Source organism: Bradyrhizobium sp. CCGB20 (assembly GCF_024199855.1).
In the GTDB taxonomy this organism is placed as follows: domain Bacteria; phylum Pseudomonadota; class Alphaproteobacteria; order Rhizobiales; family Xanthobacteraceae; genus Bradyrhizobium.
Genome location: NZ_JANADN010000001.1, coordinates 6,773,756 through 6,788,503, shown reverse-complemented (window position 1 = coordinate 6,788,503; position 14,748 = coordinate 6,773,756). Strand labels below are relative to the sequence as shown.

The 14,748-nt window shown below is 61.6% G+C and carries 17 protein-coding genes; 15 read left to right on the top strand and 2 right to left on the bottom strand.

Translation table 11 applies throughout. The features are described from left to right. Position 1: 1 nt before the first annotated feature. The 13 genes from NLM15_RS31890 to NLM15_RS31830 all read left to right on the top strand — a co-directional run bounded on the left by NLM15_RS31890 (position 2) and on the right by NLM15_RS31830 (position 11,799). The gene (locus tag NLM15_RS31890) at positions 2–508 is read left to right on the top strand and encodes a prepilin peptidase (protein WP_254121728.1); all 507 of its coding nucleotides are present in this window, start codon (positions 2–4) and stop codon (positions 506–508) included. A gap of 1 nt (position 509) precedes the next feature. Continuing rightward, positions 510–1,475 (top strand): Flp pilus assembly protein CpaB, encoded by a 966-nt coding sequence (gene cpaB, locus NLM15_RS31885; RefSeq protein WP_254121727.1) that lies wholly within the window; start codon positions 510–512, stop codon positions 1,473–1,475. Continuing rightward, on the top strand, positions 1,472–2,668 hold the full coding sequence (locus tag NLM15_RS31880) for a pilus assembly protein CpaE (protein ID WP_254121726.1): 1,197 nt from the start codon (positions 1,472–1,474) through the stop codon (positions 2,666–2,668). Before cpaB ends, NLM15_RS31880 begins: the two co-directional genes overlap by 4 nt. Beyond that, on the top strand, positions 2,665–4,068 hold the full coding sequence (locus NLM15_RS31875; RefSeq protein WP_254121725.1) for a CpaF family protein: 1,404 nt from the start codon (positions 2,665–2,667) through the stop codon (positions 4,066–4,068). Before NLM15_RS31880 ends, NLM15_RS31875 begins: the two co-directional genes overlap by 4 nt. After that, positions 4,065–4,997 carry a type II secretion system F family protein gene (locus NLM15_RS31870; RefSeq protein ID WP_254121724.1) on the top strand — a complete coding sequence of 311 codons (933 nt, stop codon included), beginning with the start codon at positions 4,065–4,067 and terminating at the stop codon, positions 4,995–4,997. Before NLM15_RS31875 ends, NLM15_RS31870 begins: the two co-directional genes overlap by 4 nt. After that, positions 4,994–5,902 carry a type II secretion system F family protein gene (locus NLM15_RS31865; protein ID WP_254121723.1) on the top strand — a complete coding sequence of 303 codons (909 nt, stop codon included), beginning with the start codon at positions 4,994–4,996 and terminating at the stop codon, positions 5,900–5,902. The genes NLM15_RS31870 and NLM15_RS31865 overlap by 4 nt, the downstream gene beginning before the upstream one ends. 8 nt (positions 5,903–5,910) lie before the next feature. After that, entirely contained in the window at positions 5,911–6,360 is a 450-nt protein-coding gene (locus tag NLM15_RS31860; RefSeq protein ID WP_254121722.1) for a hypothetical protein, read from the top strand. A gap of 9 nt (positions 6,361–6,369) precedes the next feature. Further along, positions 6,370–7,686, top strand: a complete 1,317-nt coding sequence (locus NLM15_RS31855; RefSeq protein WP_254121721.1) for a pilus assembly protein TadG-related protein — start codon at positions 6,370–6,372, stop codon at positions 7,684–7,686. Then, positions 7,686–8,099: a TadE family protein gene (locus NLM15_RS31850; protein WP_254121720.1), complete on the top strand. Its 414-nt coding sequence runs from the start codon at positions 7,686–7,688 to the stop codon at positions 8,097–8,099. The genes NLM15_RS31855 and NLM15_RS31850 overlap by 1 nt, the downstream gene beginning before the upstream one ends. A 439-nt stretch (positions 8,100–8,538) precedes the next feature. Continuing rightward, on the top strand, positions 8,539–10,194 hold the full coding sequence (locus tag NLM15_RS31845) for a type II and III secretion system protein family protein (protein ID WP_254121719.1): 1,656 nt from the start codon (positions 8,539–8,541) through the stop codon (positions 10,192–10,194). A 12-nt stretch (positions 10,195–10,206) separates the two neighbouring features. Next, entirely contained in the window at positions 10,207–10,605 is a 399-nt protein-coding gene (locus NLM15_RS31840; RefSeq protein WP_254121718.1) for a hypothetical protein, read from the top strand. Positions 10,606–10,794: 189 nt separating this feature from the next. Then, positions 10,795–11,211 (top strand): tetratricopeptide repeat protein, encoded by a 417-nt coding sequence (locus NLM15_RS31835; RefSeq protein WP_254121717.1) that lies wholly within the window; start codon positions 10,795–10,797, stop codon positions 11,209–11,211. A gap of 153 nt (positions 11,212–11,364) precedes the next feature. Beyond that, the gene (locus tag NLM15_RS31830; protein ID WP_254121716.1) at positions 11,365–11,799 is read left to right on the top strand and encodes a hypothetical protein; all 435 of its coding nucleotides are present in this window, start codon (positions 11,365–11,367) and stop codon (positions 11,797–11,799) included. 104 nt (positions 11,800–11,903) lie between these two features. On the opposite strand, the gene NLM15_RS31825 is transcribed toward NLM15_RS31830, so the two are convergent. Both NLM15_RS31825 and NLM15_RS31820 read right to left on the bottom strand, forming a co-directional pair. Continuing rightward, positions 11,904–12,419 carry a GNAT family N-acetyltransferase gene (locus tag NLM15_RS31825; protein ID WP_254121715.1) on the bottom strand — a complete coding sequence of 172 codons (516 nt, stop codon included), beginning with the start codon at positions 12,417–12,419 and terminating at the stop codon, positions 11,904–11,906. A gap of 139 nt (positions 12,420–12,558) precedes the next feature. Next, a complete protein-coding gene (locus NLM15_RS31820; RefSeq protein ID WP_254121714.1) occupies positions 12,559–13,371 on the bottom strand; it encodes a hypothetical protein in 813 nt (270 codons plus the stop codon). Positions 13,372–13,379: 8 nt separating this feature from the next. On the opposite strand from NLM15_RS31820, the gene NLM15_RS31815 reads away from it, so the two are divergent. Together NLM15_RS31815 and NLM15_RS31810 are read left to right on the top strand one after the other, a co-directional pair. Beyond that, positions 13,380–13,604 (top strand): hypothetical protein, encoded by a 225-nt coding sequence (locus tag NLM15_RS31815; protein WP_309144968.1) that lies wholly within the window; start codon positions 13,380–13,382, stop codon positions 13,602–13,604. Positions 13,605–13,638: 34 nt separating this feature from the next. Continuing rightward, positions 13,639–14,733 (top strand): AI-2E family transporter, encoded by a 1,095-nt coding sequence (locus NLM15_RS31810; RefSeq protein WP_254121713.1) that lies wholly within the window; start codon positions 13,639–13,641, stop codon positions 14,731–14,733. Positions 14,734–14,748 lie beyond the last annotated feature (15 nt).

Here is a 14,748-nt window from a genome sequence, read left to right as displayed (position 1 = left end):
TATGAGTTGGATCGTTCCCATAGCCTCGGTTCTGGAGATTCTCCTGTTGCTCTATGTCGCGACGCTCGATATCGCGACACGATTGATCAGAAATGAGATCTGTCTGACGCTGGCGCTGCTCGGGATATCCACTCAGATCGCCAGCCCGCTGCAACTCGTCGAGTCCCTGACATCGGCTGCGATCCTCTTTCTGCTGCTGTTCTTCATCTATACGCGGGGATGGATGGGCGGCGGTGACGTGAAGTTGCTGGTGGCCCTGGCGGTCGGTCTTCCCCTCGCGGGCATCGCCGAATTGCTGACTGTCACCGCGCTGGTCGGCGGAGCGCTGGCCCTGGCGCATCTGCTGATGCGCAACCTGCCATATCCCAAGCTGGCGCCCGCCGGGTCGTCGATCGCGCGCCGCGTCTACGTGGTCGAGCGCTGGCGTCATCTGCGCCATGCACCTCTGCCTTACGGAGTCGCCATAACCGGCGGGGGCATCTGGAGCATTTTCAATCGAGGATTTTGACATGTCGTCCAGTTTGCGTCTTTCGATCATCATGGTGCTGCTGCTTGCGGCCACAGCGCTCGGTCTGATTGCCTACAACATGAACCTGCCGAAGCAGGCGCCGGTGCAGATCACCGACACGGGACCTTCGGCGCCCGCGACCGTCGGCTACTTCGTTGCCGCACGCCCGCTACCGAAGGGGACGCTGGCCCGCGAAGAGGATTTCACGATCCGCTCGGTACCGCCGGACCGCGTCCCGACCGGCGTGATCGTCGAAACGCCGGAGTCCAAGGTCGGGCTTCCCGGTTCTCTGGTTCGCAGGTTCGTCGAGGCAGGCAGTCCCGTGACATTGCAGGACATCTTGCGTCCGCGGGATCGGGGCTTTCTCGCCAGCGTCCTGGCTCCCGACAGCCGCGCCATCAGCATCAAGGTTGACGAGGAGTCGGGCGTTTCGGGGCTGATCAGGCCGGGTGACCACGTGGATGTCGTACTGACCCAGGTGTTCGAGAAGGCAGATCCGGCGCGTCGCGCCCTGAGCGAAACCGTCTTGCGCAACGTCCGGGTGATCGCAATCGACCAGGAGATCACGGAAGGCGGGCGAGGCATCAGCGTCGTAGCCGGTAGGCTGGCGCAAACGGTGTCGCTGGAGCTGACGCAGGATCAGGTCAAGAGAGTCACGGTCGCAAAGCAGCTTGGAACGCTCTCGCTGGCCGTACGGGCAGCGGTCGATCAGTGGGACAAGGGGGACACCGGCGCGATGTCGAGCTGCGACGTGTCACCGGAGCTTGCTCGCCAGAACGCGATCGCCGGCCAGAGAACGGCGGTGGTCGTCCATTCCGGTGGCGAGGTCAAGCAATACACGGTCAGGCGGCAGGACACCGAACAACTCATCGATTCCGCCGCGAGCTGCGACGGTTCGTCCGAAATTGTGCGCAAGACCGCAACGGCGATGCGCGACCTCGACATGACGCCGGAGAAACGTCGATGAACATGGCCGTAGCCACGCCACCCGAAGAAACGACGTCCGTCGTCGCCCGTAACCGCATCGTGTGCTTTGTGAACGACGAGCTCACTGCTGCCGCCCTGCGCAAGGGCCTCGAAGGTAGCAACTTGTCGATCAGGCGTGGCACGATCCGCAACGCCATAAAGATGCTTGAAACCGACACCGACCTGTTCGCGCTGGTGACGGACATCAGCGGCATCGACAACCCATTTGCGGAGCTGCAAAGGTTGGCCGGCGTCTGCCCGCCGGATGTCCGGGTTGCCCTGGTCGGAGAAGACAGGGAGATCACCTTCTATCGCGAGCTGATGGAGCTCGGCCTGACCGAGTATCTTCCGAAGCCGCTGACGCGGGATATGGTGCTGGACCAACTGCGTCCGAAGCTGCTGGGAGACGCGGCGCCCGGTCCGGCCGATCGCGGTGGACACGTGGTTTCGATCTGCGGTGCGCAGGGAGGGGCCGGAGCAACGAGCATCGCCATCAATCTCGCGCTGCAACTGGCCGAGACCACCAAGGCCAAGGTCGCGCTGCTCGATCTTCATCTGCAAGGCGGCGAAACTGCCGTGATGCTGGGCGTCCGGCCCGGGCCCGGATTGCGGATTGCTCTCGAAAACCCCATGCGGGCGGACACGCTGTTCCTCGAGCGCGCCGCAATCGAAGTCAACGAGCGAGTCTCCCTGATCTCCGCCGACGAGGAGCTGGACGCGCAGCTTGACATCACGGAGGCGGGAGTTCGGCATGTGCTGGGTCTGCTCCGCCAACGTTTCAACTACATCGTCGTCGACGTGCCGGTGCCGTTCCCGCCATCCATGCATCCGGTGATCAGTCTTTCTCGCCACGCGCTGGTGCTGCTGGAAGCCGAGGTGACCGGGCTTCGCAATGCCCATGCGCTCCGCATGGCCGTCACCAACATCGCCGGGCAAGACAGGGTCTTTACCTTGCTCAACCGCGCCAATCGCGCAGGGGGGCTTCCGAGGGCCACGATCGTCAAGGCGCTGGGTGCAGAACCGGACATGGTGGTTCCCGATCTCGGGAAGGGGATGACGCAGGCGGTCAATCTCGGGATTCCGGCGCTCAAGCATGTATCGGGACTGCGTCGTCACCTTGCTCCGATCGTACGGGAGATATCGGGTGTCGATGCCGAGCGGAAGGGAGTGTTGAGGAGGCTGCTCAGGCTATGAAGAGATTCGGTCAACGCGCAGACGACACGCAGGCTCGCTTGCCTTCACTGGCGCCGACCGTGCCCGTGTCTTCGCCTAGCCCGGCAGCGTCGATAGCGAGTTCGCCGGCGTCGCCGCCACGGCTTAACGAACCTGCCTCGCATCATGCCGCGATGTCGGCTTCGCTGCGCGAGCGCGTCATCGAGCAGATTGAACCCGCGGCCGCCGCAACTGTCTCACGCGATGTTCTTCGGCGACAGATCGAGGAGATCATCCACGGGATCGCCAACCAGGAGCGGCTCGAGCTGTCGGGGCGCGAGCAGCTTCAGCTTGCTGACGAAATCGCCGACGACATGACGGGCTACGGTCCGCTCCGCCCGCTGCTCCTGGATCAAACGATCAACGATATCATGGTCAACGGTCCCAGTAACATCTATGTCGAGCGGGCCGGCAAGCTCGAGCGGGTCGCCGTCCGGTTTCGCGACAACAGTCACATTGCGTCGGTGGCGCAGAAAATCGCCGCGCAGGTCGGCCGGCGCGTCGACGAATCCAGCCCGATGGTGGACTGCCGCCTGCCGGACGGCAGCCGGGTCAACATCATCCTGCCGCCGCTGGCATTGCATAGCCCCTGCATCTCCATCCGGAAATTTCCGAGCCGCCGCTTGGATATGGCCGGGATGATCGAAAACGGATCAATGACTGCGGCCATTGGGCAATTGCTGGAGATTGCGGCGCGGTCCCGACTCAACGTTCTGGTCTCGGGCGGTACTGGCTCAGGCAAGACGACGCTGCTGAACGCGATGAGCCAGTTCATCGATCATGGCGAGCGTGTTGTCACTATCGAGGACGCCGCAGAATTGCAGCTTCAGCAGCCGCACGTGATCAGCCTCGAGACCCGGCCGCCCAGCCTCGAAGGCACCGGGCAGGTGACTCAACGCGATCTCCTGTGGAATGCGCTGCGCATGCGGCCGGACCGGATCGTTGTAGGCGAGGTGCGCGGTGCTGAAGCATTCGACATGCTTCAGGCGATGAACACGGGGCACGACGGCTCGATCTCCACCGTGCACGCCAACAGCAGCCGCGACGCGCTGACCCGGATCGAGAACATGGTGCAGATGGGGCAGGTCAATCTGCCTTCGCGGGCTATTCGAACCCAGATCGTCGCCGCGTTGGATCTCATCGTCCAGGTCGAGCGCATGCGGGACGGACAGCGCCGCATTGTCCAGATCAGCGAGGTGACCGGCCTCGAGGGCGAGGTGATCACCACCAACGACATCGCGGCGTTCGAATACAGGGACGAGGACGTTCACGGCAGATTGTCCGGCACTTACCGGTCTACTCACGCGGTCCCGAAGTTCAAGAGCCGTCTCCTTTATTACGGACTTGACCGAGCCTGGGCCGAGGCCATGAGGCAGATATGATACCGACGTCCGTGATCATGAGTGTCCTCGGCCTTCTGGTGTGCGCAGCATGCACTTCGCTGTGGCTTGACGCGCGGCAAAGGCGCGTCGATCGTCAGCTCGCGGTGGCGCTGCCGGCCTCACATCCCGCCAGTCTGCCTTCAATTCGTCGGGCGGAGACTGGAGCCCGCTCGCTGTTCCTCCACCGACTGGCCAACTACAGGCCGCAGATCCCCTACGCCTTGCATCCGGCCTACGTGCTGCTTGCCGGTGCCGTGGCGGCGGCCACGATACTTTACGCCAACAGCCTGCTGCAATTTCCCACCCTCTTCGCCTCGATCGCGGCAGCAGGTGCCGCCATCTTGGTGGTGCGCGGTCTGTTCGGATGGCAGCGACGTCGTTACGTCGACAAGCTGTTCCGGCAGCTTCCGGACACGATCCAGCTGGTGACCAGCACCGTTCGATCGGGGCTGCCGGTGCACGAAGCGTTTCGAACCATCGCTCGCGAGATGCCGCAACCGACAGCGGGGCAGTTTGCCATCGTATGCAGCGAACTGAATCTGGGAAGGCCTCCGGAGGAAGCCGTCGAGGGTCTCTACCGGCGGACGCAGGTGGCGGAATACGGAATCTTCGCGGTGACGCTTGCCGTCCAGTTGAAGTCGGGTGGCAGTCTAGCCGAGACCTTGCAGACGCTTGGAGAGACGGTGAGCCAGCGCGTGGCGCTGGCAGCCCGCGCGAAGGCTCTGGCAGGTGAGGTGATCTTCTCCTCACGGGCGCTTTCATGCGCGCCGCTCATCATCGGCGCGATCCTCTACACCATCAGTCCACAATCGGTCGACCTGCTGTTCCACGACGCGACCGGAAACGTGCTGCTGGCCTACGCGATTGCGTCGGTGCTGGCGGGGCACTTTGTAATACGCTGGATGATCAGAAGGGAAACGGCGCTATGACTGCCGCTCTCGGTATGGCGACCCTTGCCGTTGCAGTCGCGGCTGCGACCATGTTGCTGATTATCCGTGAGGTGCATCTCCGTGCGCTGGGCACACGGGTTTCGAATGCGGTGCTGGGCATCCCTGACCGGTCGACGACCTCGCAGGATCTGGTCGGCTGGATGTCATCGGTCGGGAAGCGGTATCGGCGCTTCTACGCCGAGGAAAATCTGGAGCAGCTGCGGGCGGTCCTGCAATCATCGGGATTCAATCATCATCGGGCCTTGCCGGTCTGGATCGGCATCAAGACAGTCAGCATGTTCCTGTTTCCGGCGCTCGCCTTGCTGGCTGCGCAGCTCTCGGGACGGGAGCCGATGGATATGCTGATCTTCGCGGTTTTCGGCGTGATGATCGGCATCGTGGGGCCGCGACTGGTTCTGTGGGTTCTGAAGCGCCGCTTTGACGCGGCCGTTCGGCTGGGCACGCCGGATACGATCGATCTGCTGGTCGTGTGCAGCGAAGCGGGACTGGGCCTGGAAAGTGCGCTGGAGCGCGTCGCGGCGGAAATGGTGGGGACCAACCCGGCCATGGCCCAGGTCCTGCGCGGCCTGCTCGACGATCTGCGCATGTTGCCAAACCGCTTCGAGGCATTCGAGAAGCTGGGATCCGTATCGGATGGACTTCGCCGCTTCGGCACCATGATCAGCCAAAGCCTGCAATACGGCACGCCGCTGAGCCAGGCGCTGCGCAGTATCGCCGTGGACCTGCGGCGGGAACGTATCACCAAGCTGGAAGAAAGAGCGCACAAGCTGGGCGCCAAGCTGACCGTTCCGATGGTGTTGTTCCTGCTTCCGGCCATGTTTGTCGTTCTGGGCGGAAGTTCGTTCCTTCACCTCATTCGTGCCTTCAGCAAGTTCGGTCATTGATAGCAGCCATGAGCAGGCTCCTAAGACGTAAACTGCCCTTCGCCGCGGACCAACGCGGCGCCGTCGCGTTCGAGCTGCCGGCGGTCTTCCTTTTCTTGATGCTGGCCGTCCTTCTCCCGCTCGCCGACCTCGCGATTGCAGGCTTTCAGTACATATCCGCGCGGCAAGCGTTGCGCGCCTTCGGACAATCGATTCAGTACTCGCCACCGCCGGACGTCGCCAGCCCGTCGACCTGGGCATCGACTGCGATCGGCAAGGCCGATCCCAAGTATCCCATTTCCAGTCTTGTGCTCATATGCGGTGACGGCAACGCTGTCTGTTCCTCGGGCAATACCGCGAACCCCAAGTACTATACCTATGCGACCGACCTGACGTTGGCCCCGATGGTCCTGAGACCGGTCTTGTGCGCCGCCGGAAATTGCACCTATACGCTGCGATATTCGGAGCAGTTTCAATAGGGATCCACCATGCGCAACCTGCTTCATTCCCGTCGAGGTTCAGTCGCATTCGCAACCGTAGCGGCCATGGTGCCGCTGGTCGGAGCCATTGCCCTCGGGGCCGAGGCCGGGTCGTGGTACGTGACCAAGCATCACGCGCAAAACGCCGCCGATGCGGCGGCTTACTCAGGGGCCTTGCGGTTTGCATGTTCAATCGCTGCCGGCTCGTGTACCGATACACAATCATTAGACTACCGCGCAAAGCAATCGGCGGCGCGGAACTCCTTCTGCAATTCGGGCGACACGTCCTACCCCGGATCCATATGCAGCACGAGCCTTCCGAGCGGCGTCTCACAGCAGGTCACGGTTGCTTCGCTAACGTCATGGAACGGCGCAAACGGAAATTACGTCCAGGCCACCGTAGCCCAGCAACAATCGGCTTACCTGTCGAAGGTGCTCGGTCTGTCCACTGTCAATATACGGGCGACGGCCGTGGCAAGAATCGATGCGCTCGCGAAACCTCCCTGTGTCCTGGCATTGAAGGATCCTATCACGTTCCAGGGCAGCCCGACGTTATCTTCCGCAAATTGCGGGATATCATCAAACAGCACCGCGGCAAATGCGATTGGATTCAAAGGCAATACCGGCATCCAGGTCAACGCGCCGAGCTACACGGTTGGCGATTGCTCCCAGACGGGAGGCAACCAGTGCAGCAAGGTGCAGACCTACCAGCAGGCGATCCCTGATCCGCTGAGTGCGTTGAAGACGGCGATCACGGCATTGAAGACGTCGGATTTTCCTAACAAGTCGTGCGGCGGTTCAACGATCAAGTCGTACGAGACAGGCGCCTGCTACAACGCCGGCACTCAGTCGATAAACAGCATGACGCTGAGCGGCACCTATTACTTCACTGGAAACGTGAAGATAAATGGCAGTCCCCTCATAACGGGAACGGCTACGTTGGTGTTCTTCGGGGGCGGGTCGCTGACGATTACCGGCGGGCCAACGATACAGCTCACGGCGATGAAGTCTCCTGCGGTGCCACCAGCGCTTTCGGGAGTTAGGGGCTTGATGACCGATCTTCTTATCTATGACGATGAGCCTTATTCGAGCAAAGGCGTCAACATCAGCGGCAACTCGGCGAGCTACTTCAACGGCACGATCTACGTGCCAAATTCTCCCGTAACGTATTCCGGCAATAGCAGTACATCTGCCCCCAGTACGGGGTGCTACCAGCTCATTGCCTATGCCGTGACGTTTTCCGGAAATACGTATCTCGACAATTCGAAGTGCAAGCAGGATTCGGCCGCTACGCCGAATGTCCAGACGGTGCGGTTGGTGCAGTGATGCGCAAGCTCGATCAGCGCGGCGTCGCTTCGTTCGAATTCGTCGTCGTCGCGGTGGCGTTTTTCACGTTGGTGTTCGCCATCCTCGATCTGGCACGATACGCCATAACGATGCAGTCCCTGCGGGCGCTGGCAAATGCCGGGGCTCGATCGATGATGATCAGCGACTGCTATGTCAATGCCGCGATCAACAAGACGGCACCGACCTGCAGCGGGGATCCTTTGCCGTCGGCGGCGGCCAAACGGGCCATTGCCCCCTTCCTGTATGCCGGCGGCCTGTCCCCGACGCTGGGTATGACGATGGCCGGCTCCGCTTTCACCGTGACGGCATCTGAACCGGGCTTCACCATGCTCGTGCCGGTATGGGGCACGGCATTGAACGCGCCGAGCGCGTCCACTCAGGTCCCATTCTAGCGGAGCCATCCTGAAATGCGCCTGCGCGACGGTAAGAAGGTAAGCGACCACGGGCGCCGCGTTCCCGAAAATCGATATGGAGCTTGCTGCGCGGACGGGAAACGGAAAACCCGAAGCCGATCGTGCGACCGATTAGCGCGCTCGGAGACAAGAGTGGTGCGCGCTGGCAACAACTTGCAAGTTTTTCCCGAGTTGAGGCAACTCAGTAATTGTCTCGTCTTGCAAGGTGGTGGCGCGAAGGATGATGATGTTTCCGGCGTCGCACGCGACAGCGGATCGCAAGATCAGATGCGGGCGCGCCAGCAACTCGATTGCGAAGTAACGATTTGTATTGGGACTGAATGTAAACTTTGCGGCGGGGATGCGTGAAGGGGAGTTGCGCGAAGCGCCGAGTACGTAGATTTGCGGGGGCCGCGGATCGCGGCGAAGGGGTATCGAAATGGGGTGCGTACGCGTTTCGAGCAAAGCACGAACAGGCCTTTTCGTTTTGAGTGTGTTGGGTCTCGGCGCCGGGCTAGCGGTGTCGAGTTCGGCCGATCCCGCAAAGGCCGCAGACCGGCGGGGGTCTTCCGGCGGCGTCTTCGTCAGCGAGATGAACGACGTCCAGCGCGTCCGGGTGACTGTCAACAAGTCGCGAACGTTCAGAGTTGACACGGCGTTTGCCACCATTGTGGCCGGCTCATCCGACATCATCGATGTGAAGTCGCTGAGCGATCGCCTGATCTACATCCAGGGCAAGCAGACCGGCACCACCAACGTCATCTTGCTGGACTCCTCGATGAAGCAGATCGGGATCCTCGATGTCGAGGTCGGGATCGATACCGGCAATCTTCAGCAGAACATTCGGTCCGGTACCGGCTCTCACGGCATTCGTGTGTCATCGTCCGAGGGCCAGGTGGTGTTGAGCGGAATGGCGGCCGACGCCGTCGCTGCCGAGCGTGCCGTGGCGATTGCCACCGGCAGCGTTGCCAGGGGCGGTACCGTCGTCAATGCCATGAGCGTCGCTGCGCCGCAGCAGGTGATGCTGGAGGTGCGCTTTCTCGAGGTCAGTCGACAAGCGGGGCGTAATCTCGGCGTGAACCTTTATGCGGCGAATGCCAATGGCACCAACATTGGCAATACGGGGCTTGGTGGTGTGACCGCCGCCGGTCGATCACCGATTGGTGGCATCAATACCAACAACGGTCCGCTCGGTGCCGGGGGAGGGGCCGTCGGCGCTGCCCCTACGGGTAGTCTTCCAATACTCGGAACCGCACAGACACTCATCGGTACCGCAGGCGGCATCGCTCCGGTCCCGTTCGGGAGCTTGTTGACCAGCATCATCAGGACCAGCGGCGGCGGTTCGGTGGACTTGCTGGTCTCCGCGCTGGAAACCAAGGGATTGGCTCGCCGGCTGGCTGAACCGAACTTGACCACGCTGTCGGGGGATGCCGCCCGCTTCCTGGCTGGCGGCGAGTTTCCCGTACCGATTCCGAACACGACGACGAACGGCTTTCCCACCGTCACCATCGACTACAAAAAGTTCGGTGTCGAGCTGGCCTTCGTGCCCACCGTTCTCTCGCGCGGCGTGATCAATCTTCGGGTCGAGCCATCGGTCAGCGAGCTCGACTTCTCCAATGCGGTGATGATTCAGGGGACAACGGTTCCGGCGCTGACCCGCCGCGACGCGCGCACCACGGTTGAATTGCGGGACGGCCAGAGTTTTGCAATCGCCGGCCTGCTGCAGACCCGCAACCGTCAGGACGTTTCGCAATTGCCCTGGATTGGTTCGGTGCCGGTGCTTGGAACCTTGTTCGGCAGCAAGTCGTACCAGCAGGAGGAAACGGATCTCGTCATCATCGTGACGCCGCGCCTGGTCGCGCCGGCCGCACCCGGCCAGCAATTGGCTTCGCCGCTCGACTCGCGCCTGCCGGCCAACGATGTCGACTTCTTCCTCAACGGGCAGATGGAAGTCCGCAAGCGCTATAACGACTACGTCAACTCTGGTGGCGACGTGAAAGGACCGTACGGCCATATCATCGCGCCCGAAGTCAGGGCGCCCGTCGTGTTACCGGCCGCGGCTGCCGACCCGCCGGTCGTGAAAACCCTGAATTAGCGGAGGCGAGAGATGACCATCAGGTATCTGGCTCTGGTCGCACCCGTGCTGCTCGGGGGCTGTTATGGGCTCGCCGGTCATGACGAGGTGGACCGCTACTACCAGCGCTCCGACACCATCACGATGACCGCCGGCGATGCCAAGCAGGTCAACGCCGTCACGCACACGATCAATCCATGGCCGCGCTATGTCGGCGATACCAGGATTGCGACTGATGCGCGACGTGCGGGCGCCGCTGTCACGCGTTATGGCAGAACCACGCGACCTGTGGACCAGCTTCCCGATATCGGAAATGCGACGGAGGCAATGGGGCAGCGGCCGCCCACGAACCAAAACGTCAACATAGAAGGATTGGGGGCGGGTTCGTCAGCCGGCGTATCGGTGCCGATCGGCGGGGCAGGAGGCCGGTAGCGGCTTTCGGCGAGTAGTGTTGTTTGCGAACGGCGCAGCGGGTTTGCGGGGCCGTGGGGGATAAAGAGTATGCGGCGTCTTATCTTGATGCTGACGTGTTGCTGGTTGGCGACCGGCCTTGCAGCGTGTGACCAGACACTGAGGGAAGCCGCAATCGTGGCGCCTGCGGAACCGCCGGGCGGAGACCCCGTGCAGGAACCGACCGACGTCAAATACTATCCCTCCGACGAGCCGGTGCGGCTTGGGCTGGAGCATTTCAATCGCGGCAGTTACGGGATTTCCCAGCGCTACTTCAAGGACGCAGTCGAGAAGTCGCCCAAGGACGTGACGGCCTGGATCGGCCTCGCGGCGAGCTACGACCGATTGCGCCGCTTTGATCTGGCCGATCCAGCCTATGCGCAGGCGATCCGCCTTGGCGGCGAAACCGTCCAGATCCTGAATGATCAGGGCTATTCCTACATGCTGCGCGGCAATCTGAATGCTGCGCGGCGAAAGTTCGAGAAAGCCTATTCACTCGATCCGGGCAATCCGGTCATCGCCAATAATCTCGAACTGCTCAATGGCAGCCGCAGATTCATCGAAAGACCGCCGAACAACCAGCCCTGACGAGCCTTAGCGGGTGATGCCGTACGGGGTGACGCAGTGCGATCTCCGGCAGGAGAGCGGGAGCTTTTAAAGCAAGGTCAACGTTTGTGAAGTTAACCTTGTTGAATGAGTCGGCTATTCCAGCTCCAGTTTCTGGGACCGTTGGCGCTGTTCGTGGCCACGCTGTCGGCCGAGCTTGCCGCCCGTGCCCTTGAGTGCGCGCCTTCCTCCGAGACGCTCTGGCACCTCAATCTGGGGGTGTTCGGGCTATTCCAGCGCAGTCATGAGGCGCTAAGCGGATACGTTGACCTGGCAGGCTTCCAGTTGTTCGGGATTGCGGTGCCGATCTTTGCGCTGGCCTGTGCCGGACTCGTGACGCGCTCCAGATTGCCCCTGGCCGTGTCGACACAGTTTGCGGCCGGCTACGCGGGCTTCCTGCTGATGTCGTGGCAGAGCCCCGCGCCTCGAACCACTCAGGCTGCATTGGGGTGGATCGCGGTCCCGGCAGGCGAAGGGTTCTATATGATGGCAGGGATTCTGGGAATGACTCTGCTGTCGTGCGTCATTTCGCACTTGCTCTATCTCAGCCCGGTGCAGACGGACGCTTGATCTTCACGATCGCACTTGGGTCCAATTCGTATCGCCCAGCCGTCGTTAGCTTTCTGCTGGAGCGCGTACTCATAAATTCGTCGACAGCGGTCCGTTAGATGCCCTCAGCCTCTATCTATCATCCAGCGGTTTACTGCTTGATGAAAGTTAAGAGGGCCCGGAACGGTCATGTGCGTCTTGACGTACTTGAAACCTGCCTTTTGTAGAGCGCGGTTAGGAGCCACATTGAACGCATTGGGCTCACAGAAGAGTTGCTTCAGCTTTAGACTCTGAAAATACAGTTCGACGGTCTGCCTGACGCACTCTACGCCGATCCCCTGCTTGCGGAGTGAGGGATCCGTGATGTGAAGGTGCATATTTGCTTGCTGGCCAACGCGGATCTTGTCGGCAGTCGAGAACCCAAAGAACCTATCATCGCTAAGCCAGCTCACCAGAAAGCTGCCTCTCTGCTCAACGGGATGGTCGAACATCTGCTCATAGAGCCGCTGCCATTGCGATGCCGGCGGCAATCGCGTCGGATCGACCCCGAGCATTTCCAGGTGCTCTGGCGTCGCTGCGTGGAAGTATTCAATGATCAGCGCAGTCTCCTGCAAAGTCATTGGACGAACGGTAATGGTCATCGGGTGCCTTTGCGAACGATCGGTGGTGCTTCGCTCATCGCAACTCGAAAATATTGCAGCCACCCAGCTACGACAAGCCTGCAGCCTTCTATCCTGCCTTCGTCCAGCTCGCATCCATCCGGCCATGGCCGGATGTCCGTCAAGGTCCCAGCACAGCGTCGGCCTTGCGGCTGTCCTTCCTGACAATGACAATTACCCCATTTCGTATCGCGAAAGTCGCGCCGAGCAATTTGGGTATCTTCTCCGTGACCGGAGACGGAAAGGGGATGGTCGGCCCGGCGATGGCATCCCCAACATTGACCGCCGCCGTGGGAGAGCCGACGACGGGAGCAGGCTTGATATAGTCGCGAATGAGCTGAATTTCCTCGCGCGAAAGAACAAGCGGGGGTTGTTCGCTGCGCGTCTCTCGCAATGATTGGGCTTTTTGCTCGCTCTGTTTCTCCTGAACTTCTTTTCTTCTTTCGATCTGATCGAGCGCTGCTATCCGCTCCTTCAGCGGAGGGAGCTCGCGCTGCAGGATGGCCAACTCTGATTTCAAGGACTTGACCTGCATGAGAGCGCCGACCGCGCCGGCGCAGCTCATGATGACGAGCAGGCTCAGCACCGCGAGCAGCCCGCGCTCGACGCTTGTACTTGAAGTTCGCCTGACTTGACGCGCTTGATCCTCGTGAACGTGGCGGCGCCAGACATTCATCCCTTGCCGCATGCGCGCCCTTAGTCTCAAGAGGAAATCGGAGGGCGGGGAGGCGTCTTGCCCGGATCCGAATCTATGGTCCGGCAACGCAAAGACATCTGGGGCGATTTCGTCCACACCATGGAAGGCGGATGTTTCGTTGCTCGTCGCGACGGGGCGATCCTTGTCGCTTGGGCGATCATCATTGTTTCTGGTGAGCGCTACGGCCGAAGAACGTTCCTGGGGACCCTGCGAAGCGGATTTCTCATCACGAAGCATGAGGGGATCTGGAGGGCTTCTACTCGAGCCGTCCCGATTTCATTCGGACGGCGATCCGGAACCAACCGGAACGTTACGCCGAGGTGGTTAAGCCGTCAACGGCCCGAAAGCGTCGTCCGTCTTCGAGAACCAACAGCCGCGAGGATTTCGAAGCGGCGCAGCGAGCTGGCGCGATGAGGTGCGGTCGCTTGATCTGGATCAAGCTCACCGCACCAGAGCGGCAGCTAGCCTAGACGGCACCTGCCTGGTCGAGATGAAGGCGCGTTCTTGAAGACCATTCGCCAGCTCCTGTCCGGAAGCGACATCATCCAGCTTGTGCTTCGGCTTGGATTGCTCGCCCTGCTGATCGCGTGGACGTTCGTCCTGCTCCGGCCTTTCGTGCCGATCCTGGCCTGGAGCGCGGTCCTGGCCGTCGCCTTCTATCCGCTGTTCGCCTGGCTGGCAAAATGCCTGGGCGGGCGACCCAAGACGGCCGCCGCGATCCTGACGATCATTAATCTCGGAATCATCATCGGGCCGGCCACTTGGCTCGGTGTGAGTGCGGTCGCGGGGGTGCAGGAACTTGCCGGGTCGCTCAGCGCGGGCGACCTGGTGGTTCCCTCTCCACCCGAGCGGGTGAAGGACTGGCCGCTCGTCGGCCCGCAGATCTATGAGCTCTGGAATCAGGCCTCGAACAATATTCGAGCAGCCTTGCGAGAGGTGGCTCCGCATCTCAAGCCTTTGGCCGGAACGATGCTGGCCCTTGCCGGCAATGCTGGGATGGGCACGCTCAAGTTTCTCCTCTCGGTTGCGGTGGCCGGCTTCCTCTTTCCCTATGGACCGCGGCTGGTCGCAGCCGGCAGGGAGTTTCTGTCCCACATCGTGCCCGAGCAAAGCGAGCACTTCCTTGAATTGGCCGGTGCCACCATCCGCGCGGTATCCCAGGGGGTCATCGGCGTCGCCGTGGTTCAGGCCCTGCTGGCCGGCATCGGTTTCAAACTCGCCGATATCCCGAGTGCCGGACTGCTCGCCTTCGCGGTCATGCTCCTCACCATCGTGCAGATCGGCGCGGCGATCGTGATCCTGCCTGCGATCATCTGGATCTGGATGGACAAGGATTTCACGACCGCGCTACTGCTGACCATCTATCTCTGCATTGTCGGAGTGCTCGACAACATATTGAAGCCGCTGGTGATGGGGCGTGGTCTGACGACGCCCACGCTCGTCATCTTCATAGGCGTGATCAGCGGGACGCTCGCGCATGGGATCGTCGGCCTCTTCATCGGACCGATCATTCTGTCGGTGGCCTGGGAACTGATGGCCGCCTGGATCCGCGACGATCGCCCCATACCGAACAAACGCGAACCCGGATCGTTGACCTAGATCAACGTTCGCCGC